The sequence below is a fragment of the Ensifer sp. 22460 genome (genome assembly GCF_052044935.1).
In the GTDB taxonomy this organism is placed as follows: domain Bacteria; phylum Pseudomonadota; class Alphaproteobacteria; order Rhizobiales; family Rhizobiaceae; genus Ensifer.
Genome location: NZ_JBQENZ010000039.1, coordinates 50,710 through 58,753, shown reverse-complemented (window position 1 = coordinate 58,753; position 8,044 = coordinate 50,710). Strand labels below are relative to the sequence as shown.

Annotated in this window: 8 protein-coding genes and 1 pseudogene; 2 read left to right on the top strand and 7 right to left on the bottom strand. The window is 59.7% G+C overall.

The window, feature by feature from the left end; translation table 11 throughout:
- Nucleotides 1–97: 97 nt before the first annotated feature.
- The 7 genes and pseudogenes from tnpC to ACTJKM_RS32765 all read right to left on the bottom strand — a co-directional run bounded on the left by tnpC (nt 98) and on the right by ACTJKM_RS32765 (nt 7,193).
- Nucleotides 98–1,750 (bottom strand): IS66 family transposase, encoded by a 1,653-nt coding sequence (tnpC, locus tag ACTJKM_RS32795; protein ID WP_065998900.1) that lies wholly within the window; start codon nt 1,748–1,750, stop codon nt 98–100.
- A gap of 62 nt (nt 1,751–1,812) precedes the next feature.
- Nucleotides 1,813–2,166: an IS66 family insertion sequence element accessory protein TnpB gene (gene tnpB / locus ACTJKM_RS32790; RefSeq protein WP_047637286.1), complete on the bottom strand. Its 354-nt coding sequence runs from the start codon at nt 2,164–2,166 to the stop codon at nt 1,813–1,815.
- Nucleotides 2,163–2,606: an IS66-like element accessory protein TnpA gene (gene tnpA / locus ACTJKM_RS32785; protein ID WP_065998904.1), complete on the bottom strand. Its 444-nt coding sequence runs from the start codon at nt 2,604–2,606 to the stop codon at nt 2,163–2,165. The genes tnpB and tnpA overlap by 4 nt, the downstream gene beginning before the upstream one ends.
- A 1,315-nt stretch (nt 2,607–3,921) precedes the next feature.
- Nucleotides 3,922–4,485 (bottom strand): ubiquinol-cytochrome c reductase iron-sulfur subunit, encoded by a 564-nt coding sequence (gene petA, locus ACTJKM_RS32780; RefSeq protein WP_113514218.1) that lies wholly within the window; start codon nt 4,483–4,485, stop codon nt 3,922–3,924.
- A gap of 97 nt (nt 4,486–4,582) precedes the next feature.
- A pseudogene (locus ACTJKM_RS32775) lies at nt 4,583–5,002 on the bottom strand (hypothetical protein).
- Nucleotides 5,003–5,195: 193 nt separating this feature from the next.
- The gene (gene groL, locus ACTJKM_RS32770) at nt 5,196–6,824 is read right to left on the bottom strand and encodes a chaperonin GroEL (RefSeq protein ID WP_113514194.1); all 1,629 of its coding nucleotides are present in this window, start codon (nt 6,822–6,824) and stop codon (nt 5,196–5,198) included.
- 54 nt (nt 6,825–6,878) lie between these two features.
- Nucleotides 6,879–7,193, bottom strand: a complete 315-nt coding sequence (locus ACTJKM_RS32765) for a co-chaperone GroES (RefSeq protein WP_058328659.1) — start codon at nt 7,191–7,193, stop codon at nt 6,879–6,881.
- Here ACTJKM_RS32765 and ACTJKM_RS32760 point away from each other — a divergent pair.
- Nucleotides 7,173–7,355: a hypothetical protein gene (locus ACTJKM_RS32760; protein WP_156436956.1), complete on the top strand. Its 183-nt coding sequence runs from the start codon at nt 7,173–7,175 to the stop codon at nt 7,353–7,355. The genes ACTJKM_RS32765 and ACTJKM_RS32760 overlap by 21 nt on opposite strands.
- Before the next feature lie 198 nt (nt 7,356–7,553).
- Nucleotides 7,554–8,015, top strand: coding sequence for an Hsp20 family protein (locus ACTJKM_RS32755; RefSeq protein ID WP_058328618.1), 462 nt, complete (start codon nt 7,554–7,556; stop codon nt 8,013–8,015).
- Nucleotides 8,016–8,044 lie beyond the last annotated feature (29 nt).

The window sequence follows — 8,044 nt, the reverse complement described above, 5'->3', positions numbered from 1 at the left end:
GTATGCGACGTCCACGCCCCATGGCTTTTTCAGTTGCAGCAATCTGAGGTTGATCTACGGGCCGTCAAATGAGCTCACCGAAGAGTACCTGACGAGCTCATTGTGAGGCCTTGATGCGGGCGGCATAGGCCCATGGCATCAGGGCATCGATGTCTTTGGCGAGGTGGCCGTTTGCGAGGCGGGTGAAGAGGTCGCACAGATAGGCGTAGGGCTCAACGCCGTTCATTTTACAAGTGCCGATCAGGCTGGCAAACCGGGCCCAATTGCGGCCCCCTTCATCGTGCCCCGCAAAGAGCGCATTGCGGCGGTTCATGGCCGGTCGGCGGATCGCGTTTTCCACCAGGTTGGAGTCGATATCGACGTGGCCGTCGCCCAGAAACAGCCGGAAGCCGTCCTGCCGCGTCAGCATATAGGCCAGGGCTTTTCCGAGGTCAGACTTGCGTGAGACGCGCTTGGCTTGCGCTGCCAGCCAGGTGAAGAACTCGTCCACCAGCGGGAGGGACAGGTCCTGTCGAACTGCCCGGCGATGTCCGGGATCTGAGCCCCGGATACTGTCTTCGATCTTGTAGAGCGCGGCGATCTGCACCAGCGCCTCGTCGACGATGGGCGATCCACTCTTTGGCGTGGCCTTGATCAGCTTTCTGCGCCCGTGCGCCCAACAGAAGGCCAGCTTCAAGGGATCGCCACCCATCCGGTCCGACGTGGCGAGGTGAGAGTAACCACCGTAGGCATCCACCTGGATTGTCCCGTTGAACCCGTCGAGGATTTCAGCGGCATATTCGCCTTTACGCCCAGGTCGATAATGGAACACCACGCCCGACGGCGCAGAGCCATTCCAGCCGCGATCGTCACGCAACACGGCCCACAGATAGCCGGTCTTCGTCTTGCCTCGCCCCGGATCAAGCACCGGAGCCGTGGTCTCATCGACATAGAGCCGCGTGCTTTCCCACAGCAGCCGTTTTGCCATGTGGTCGACCACCGGTGCGATTTCGCTGCCCGTGCGCCCCATCCAATCGGCCAGGACCGTGCGGTCTATCGGCACCCCGTGTCGCGCCATGACCTCGGCCTGCCGGTTGAGCGGCATATGTTCGGAATGCTTGGAGACGGCAATCTCAGCCAGAAGGGCTTCCGTCGGCCAGCTCCCTTCCAGCAGATGCGCTGGCGCTCTGGCCTGGATGACGCCCGTTCGACCCTTGGGGCATGCGTATTTCGGGCGGATGGTGACGATCACCTCGTAGCGCGCCGGAATCCGGTCGAGCCGTTCCGTCCGGTCTTCGCCGATCCGAACCATGTTGCCGCAACCGCAGGGACAAACGATGCTCTCGGGCTCGATCACTCTCTCGACCCGCGGCAGGTGTTCGGGCAGTGCACGGGCTTTACGCTCCTTGCGAGGAGCGACTTTTTCCGGATCGGATGCGCTGGCTTCGATCTTTTTCTCCACGGCGGCAATCCGCGCCTGTGTTTCGGCAATTGCCGTTTCAAGGTCTTCCAGCGCCAGTTCCATCTGCGCCGGATCGAGCTTTTCCGATTTCGGCCCGAACTTCGTGCGCCGATAGTCGTGAACCTGACCTTCAAGCTTCTCGACCAGTTCCTTCAGCTCGGCGATGAAGGCGTCCTTTTCGGCAACCACAGCCTGCTCGTGCTGACGTGCAGCACGCTCGACCGACAGTTCGAACTGCATCGCCGCAAACGCCTTCACCACCTCTGGCGGAAGGTCCGGAAACAGGCTGAGATCAAGGGACGACGACATGCGGTCTTATAGCAAGACAGCACAAAAAATCCAAATAAAACAATGCAAAGGCAGCGGGATATTCACCCTGCCGCCGACGGCGCGATCACCCGTTGCGCCATGACTCGCCGCCAGTCGAGCCCCTCGAATAACGCTTCGTATTGCCCCCTGGAAAGACGCATCGTCCCATCCTGCACCTTGGGCCAGGCAAAGCTTCCATGTTCAAGAATTTTGTAGGTCAACACCATTCCGGTGCCATCCCATACCAGGATTTTCAGACGATCACCGCGCTTCGACCGGAAGATCACCGTCACCCCGGAATGCGGGTCGAGCTTCAACTCGGTCTGCACCATCAGAGCCAACGCCTGATGCCCGCAGCGGAAGTCCACCGGCCGCGTTGCAATCAGGATCGGCAGTCGTTGGCCCGCGACGATCATGCCGTCCCTCGCATGGCGCGCACCAGAGCGGCCACACGTTCAACTGGCACATCGCCGGGAACCCGCATCACAACGTCCGGGCCGATCTCCAACGTCAAGACCGGACAAACCGCCTCCGACAGCGGCGGCGCCAAAACATTCACAGCCTCGCTCGGCTCTGCCGCAATCGCCAAAGGCACAAATGCTGGCTCGGCATCGCCGCTCTCCGACAGGCCCGGCATAGCCTCAAAAGGCAGCGTCAGAATGCCCTCGCGCACTTGCCGGCGCCACAAGGAAAGCTGGTGCGGAACAACGTCATGACGGCGCGCGACATCAACAACACGAACACCAGGCTCAAGGCTTTCCGCGACGATCCGCGCCTTCACATCATCTGGCCACCGCCGGTTTCCGCGGCGCGGCTCGACAACTTCGTAGCGCCCAACAAATCCATCATCTGCCATGCAAATCTCCAGATAGTCCTGGAAACCTTCTCGCACGCCCGGCCAGCCTCAAAATACAGCCTATCCAATGGGGCGGAGACGGCGCTTACAGGATTATAGGTCTCATAGCGGAGACTGACGTTCACATCGAGGGACTGAGTATACCTCCGGGGTTCTACTCGGCGACGGTGAGAACGTCTCGTTCCTGCCAGCACCGGAAGAAAGCGCCGGAGACCACGTATGAGCTCCATCTGAACGCCCGCGACCTTAAAGCGGTCCGCGGTTTCATCGGAGATGAACGCGGCGCCAGCATGGATGCGACAACAGCCGTCCAAAAGGGATATTTCACCATCGCCTGATGCGAGGTTGCGCCCTTCGGTCAATGCGGATGTTGCCGATCACGCAAGTCAAGTCACTAGCTAGGGAAGTTGCTCTCTTGCTTCCGGTGACGCCCGCTCATCCAGCGCTTTCTCCATCCGAGGTCCCGCTCGCAAGATCGTGGAGGGCTTGGGCCTCCTCTGAGGCATACTCGGCAGACAGAATGATGGTGAGAAACGCAGCTCGGGCAATGTCTTTTTTCGAAGCACTTGGGTGCCTGGCCTTGACGGCCTCAATCAGGGCCTTTGGCTTCATACCCGGGACTGCCAATTCCCTGATCGTTTCGGAAATGGTTTCGGTCTCGCGAAGCTTCGTCTCTCGCATCGGTACCCCATGTGTTGACGTGCAACACTCATATCCCCGGTACATGAGAGATTTGTGATTTCAGCCTGTGGTCGGACATGGCTAAATAAGTGTTGGCCGTCGTCGCGAGATCTCATTGTCGGTGTACGCCGTCCATCTGCCATATCGCTCGTCATCGGTGGTGAACGGAGGCTCGGATGGGCTCCCCGGAAATCGACAAGGACGGACATCTGCTGCCCGTCAAGGTGAGAGCCGACTGTATCGAGCCGTTGACCTCGCAGTCCTAAGCCACGCTTGGTTTTTCAACGTCGATCAATGAGGTACCCCTAAAATTAGATGGAACAAAGATAGTCAGAGTCCAGAACGAAGGCGCAACCATGCCGATAACGACGCCAACTTCGGCCACAACAAAAAGTCGAGTGAACAAGGAAGGAATACCGACGTGAGGCCGGTCGCAAAGGGCAGCCAACCAGCCTTCGTGAAATGGCGTTGCCCTTGGTGGTTCGATCACGTATTAGCCGCCCTTATTGAGTGACCTTCCCGAACCTGTCCGTGATGTGCAGCGATTTCGGGGCAACCGAACCGTCGCGACGTCGCGGATAACCCGATCGGCGACACGGCACGTGGTGCTCGCGATTGTTGCACTTAGCGCGGCTTATCCGATCCGGACAACAGATTCGGATATGAACTCGAAGCGGGGGATCGCGAGGTTCTCCGGTGCGGGCCCCTTGCGGACGCGACCGGCAGTATCATAGTGCGATCCGTGGCACGGGCAGAACCAGCCTCCGAAATCACCCGCCTGCCCTAGAGGCACGCAGCCGAGATGCGTGCAAACCCCGATCATCACGATCCACTTCTCCTTCCCTTCCCCGGCAGAGCGGGCAACATCGGTCGCGTGCTGGTCATCGGCAAGGTTGGCATTCCGAGCCAAGGGGTCCTTGAGATCGTCAAGCGCGGTCGCCCTTGCCGCCTCGATCTCCCTCTGGGTGCGGTTGCGAATGAAAACCGGGCGACCGCGCCATTTGACGGTCAGTGACATACCCTCGACGAGCGAGGATACGTCCACCTCGATAGAGGCCATCGCGCGCGTCGACGCGTCAGGACGCATCTGATCGATGAATGGCCAGGAGGCGGCCCCAACACCCACTACCCCTGCCATGGCTGTCACCAGATAGAGAAAATCGCGTCGGGTGGGTTCTCGCGTCTCATCCATAGTCATCATGCTGCGGCCCTGCCAAGCCTTGCTCGCCCTGGGGGATAGGGGGAGACAAGCGGTTCTCCCGGCAACCTCCGAGGTGCCCAGATGTAAGAATGGCTCACAATTTTACATCGCCATCGTGAGTATTGGAACGTCGGAACTCGTGACCCAGGCGGTCCTTCAAGGTTACCGCAATCTCGCCGGCGTCCGCGACGACGTGATGATTGGTGAGGATATAGCCTCTGTTGGCATCAACAATGAGGCCGGAGCCCGCGCTCAGCCGCTATTGCTGCTCAGGCAGGTCGAAATAGCAACGGAAGAAGGGATCGTTGTAAAGAGGATTGGTTTCGGCGGAAGCGCGAGACCTCACTGCAATGTTGACGACCGCCGGCGTGACGTCCTCCAAGACATCAGCGAGCGAGGGTTGAGTGCCGGTCGACATCGCCGACTGCGGCCGCGCCGCGGGAAGCGGCGCAGGAACCAGTATGAGGACGGAGTGCGGCGAATACGCCAGCATATTCGACGAACGCGTGGTCATTTTTGGGGCCGAACTGTTCCTCCTTCGGTGCACGGGCGAGGCTTGGGTAAAGCCCCCCGGAGTCACGATTTTGGCTCCTGCCAAACCAGCACCAGTTCGACAAACGCCGCGCCGATTCAAGCGCAATGCATCTCTTACTTCGCAAGTTTATCCAACGCCCACGCCCCGTGGGGGCGCGGACCTATCATTGCAGTCAGAAGTCCATGCCGGCTGCCGGCATCGGCGGGAGCGGTACATCCTTCTTCGGCTTCTCGGCGACCATGGCCTCGGTGGTGATCAGCAGGCCGGCGACCGAGGCGGCGTCCTGCAGCGCGGTGCGAACGACCTTGACCGGGTCGATCACGCCCTGATCGTAAAGATCACCGAACTCGTTCGTTTGCGCGTTCCAGCCATAGCCAAATTCGGTCCTCTCGCGCAGCTTGCCGACAATGATCGAGCCTTCGGCACCCGCGTTCTCGGCGATCTGGCGCACCGGCGCCTCGATCGCGCGGCGAACAAGGTCGATGCCGTGCCTCTGGTCGGCATTCTCGGTCTGCGTGTTGTCCAGTGCCTTGACGGCTCTCAGCAAAGCGACGCCTCCGCCGGGCAACACGCCCTCCTCGACGGCCGCCCGCGTGGCATGCATGGCGTCGTCGACGCGGTCCTTGCGTTCCTTCACCTCGACCTCGGTCGAGCCGCCGACGCGGATGACGGCAACGCCGCCAGCAAGCTTGGCCAGCCGCTCCTGCAACTTCTCGCGATCGTAGTCCGATGTGGTTTCCTCGATCTGCGCCTTGATCTGCGAAACGCGGCCCTGAATCTCCGTCTTCGAGCCAGCGCCGTCGACGATCGTCGTATTTTCCTTCTCGACAACAACCTTCTTGGCACGGCCGAGCATATTGAGGGTCACGTTTTCGAGCTTGATGCCCAGATCTTCAGAGACTGCGGTGCCGCCGGTCAGGATTGCGATGTCCTCCAGTATGGCCTTGCGGCGGTCGCCGAAGCCTGGCGCTTTGACAGCAGCGATCTTGAGGCCGCCGCGCAGCTTGTTGACGACGAGGGTTGCGAGCGCCTCGCCTTCGACATCCTCGGCGATAATCAGCAGCGGCTTTCCAGATTGAACACCCGCTTCAAGAACCGGCAGTAATGTCTGCAGGTTCGAGAGCTTCTTCTCGTGGATCAGGATGTAGGGTTCCTCGAGCTCAACCCGCATCTTGTCCGGGTTGGTGATAAAATATGGCGAGAGATAACCGCGGTCGAATTGCATGCCTTCGACGACCTCCAGCTCCGTCACCGCGGTCTTGGCTTCCTCGACGGTGATCACCCCCTCGTTACCGACCTTTTCCATCGCTTCTGCGAGGAAGCGGCCAATCTCGATGTCCCCATTGGCCGAGATGGTGCCAACCTGGGCGATCTCGTCGTTCCTGGTGACTTTGCGGGCGTTCCGCCGCAGTTCCTCGACCACAGCTTCGACAGCTTTGTCGATACCGCGCTTGAGGTCCATCGGGTTCATGCCCGAAGCCACGGCCTTCGCGCCTTCCTTGACGATCGCCTGGGCGAGAACGGTTGCGGTGGTGGTGCCGTCACCAGCGATATCGCTGGTCTTCGACGCCACTTCCCGCACCATCTGTGCACCCATGTTCTCGAACTTGTCCTCAAGCTCGATCTCCTTGGCGACAGTGACGCCGTCCTTGGTGATGCGGGGCGCGCCGTATGACTTGTCGATCACCACGTTACGGCCCTTCGGACCGAGCGTAACCTTGACAGCATTGGCGAGGATGTCGACGCCGCGCAGCATCCTTTCGCGGGCGTCGGAATGGAATTTCACTTCCTTGGCAGCCATTTTTCTACTCCTTCCTCAGTCAGCATTCCTTGTTGGCATAGGTCCGAATTGGCACTACGCCGCATTGCTCGCTGCGGCGTCGACCTCCATTACGCCCATCACCTCAGATTCCTTCATGATCAGGACATCCTCGCCATTGAGCTTGATCTCGGTGCCCGACCATTTGCCGAACAGGACGCAATCACCCACTTTCACTTCGAGTGGTCGCAGCTGCCCGCTTTCATCGCGCGCACCAGAGCCAGCGGCAACGACCTCACCTTCCTGTGGCTTTTCCTTTGCCGTATCTGGGATGATGATACCGCCGGCCGTTTTTTCCTCGGCCCCGATGCGGCGAACCAGGATACGGTCATGCAAGGGACGGAACGTCATTTCGCTCGCCTCATCGACAACCAGATTTTTCAACAAGTGTTCCGCGCCGCATTCGGAGCGAAACCGACGCGGGACGCCGAGCCTTTCGGCATCGCGCGCATTTCGATCTGGTTCCTGTTTTTTGAGTTTCAAGAGAGGGTCAAAAATTTTTTAGCACTCTAGCCTGTTGAGTGCTACCGGCATGAATTCATGAGAGTATTTCACGTCGCTGGCGGTTTGGAGGGTATGGCTGCCTCTTGACGCAAGGCATCATGATCCCCACCTTATTCTTGTCGATGCCCAAGTGGGTTGACACCAGTCAGGGAGCCCAAGCTTCTTGGCGCTCCCTCGTACCTATGTTGCTCTACGGAGGATATAGCTATGAGAACAAACCCCGACTTTTCCCCCTTCTACAGGTCGAGCGTCGGCTTCGATCGCCTCTTCGACCTGCTCGAAAACGCCAGCCTCAACGCTGACAACTGGCCACCCTATAACATCGCCAAACTTGGCGAAGATGCATACCGCATCGCCATCGCGGTGGCGGGTTTTGCAGAGCACGAACTGACGATCACCCATGAATCGAACATGCTAGTGGTCAACGGCGCGAAATCCGAGGATGAGGAGGTACAGTACCTCCACCACGGCCTCGCCCTAAGGCCGTTTGCGCGCAAATTTGAGCTCGCCGATCACGTGATCGTCGAGGGCGCAAGGCTCGAAAATGGCCTACTCGTCATCGATCTCAAGAAGGAAATACCCGAGGAGATGAAGCCGCGTCGGATCGCCATCCACACCGAGATGGCGAAGCCAGCTTCGAAGCAGATCGAAGGCGACGAAGCAGCCTAGCACGGGCGCGCGCTGTTCGACCCTCGCCA

Bases quoted from the DNA above. Each gene is read 5' to 3' on its own strand.
- tnpB (WP_047637286.1), bottom strand. From the start codon at position 2,166: ATGATCGTCGCGGGCCAACGACTGCCGATCCTGATTGCAACGCGGCCG.
- ACTJKM_RS32755 (WP_058328618.1), top strand. From the start codon at position 7,554: ATGAGAACAAACCCCGACTTTTCCCCCTTCTACAGGTCGAGCGTCGGC.
- tnpC (WP_065998900.1), bottom strand. From the start codon at position 1,750: ATGTCGTCGTCCCTTGATCTCAGCCTGTTTCCGGACCTTCCGCCAGAG.
- ACTJKM_RS32765 (WP_058328659.1), bottom strand. From the start codon at position 7,193: ATGACGTTCCGTCCCTTGCATGACCGTATCCTGGTTCGCCGCATCGGG.
- petA (WP_113514218.1), bottom strand. From the start codon at position 4,485: ATGACTATGGATGAGACGCGAGAACCCACCCGACGCGATTTTCTCTAT.
- ACTJKM_RS32760 (WP_156436956.1), top strand. From the start codon at position 7,173: ATGCAAGGGACGGAACGTCATTTCGCTCGCCTCATCGACAACCAGATT.
- groL (WP_113514194.1), bottom strand. From the start codon at position 6,824: ATGGCTGCCAAGGAAGTGAAATTCCATTCCGACGCCCGCGAAAGGATG.
- tnpA (WP_065998904.1), bottom strand. From the start codon at position 2,606: ATGGCAGATGATGGATTTGTTGGGCGCTACGAAGTTGTCGAGCCGCGC.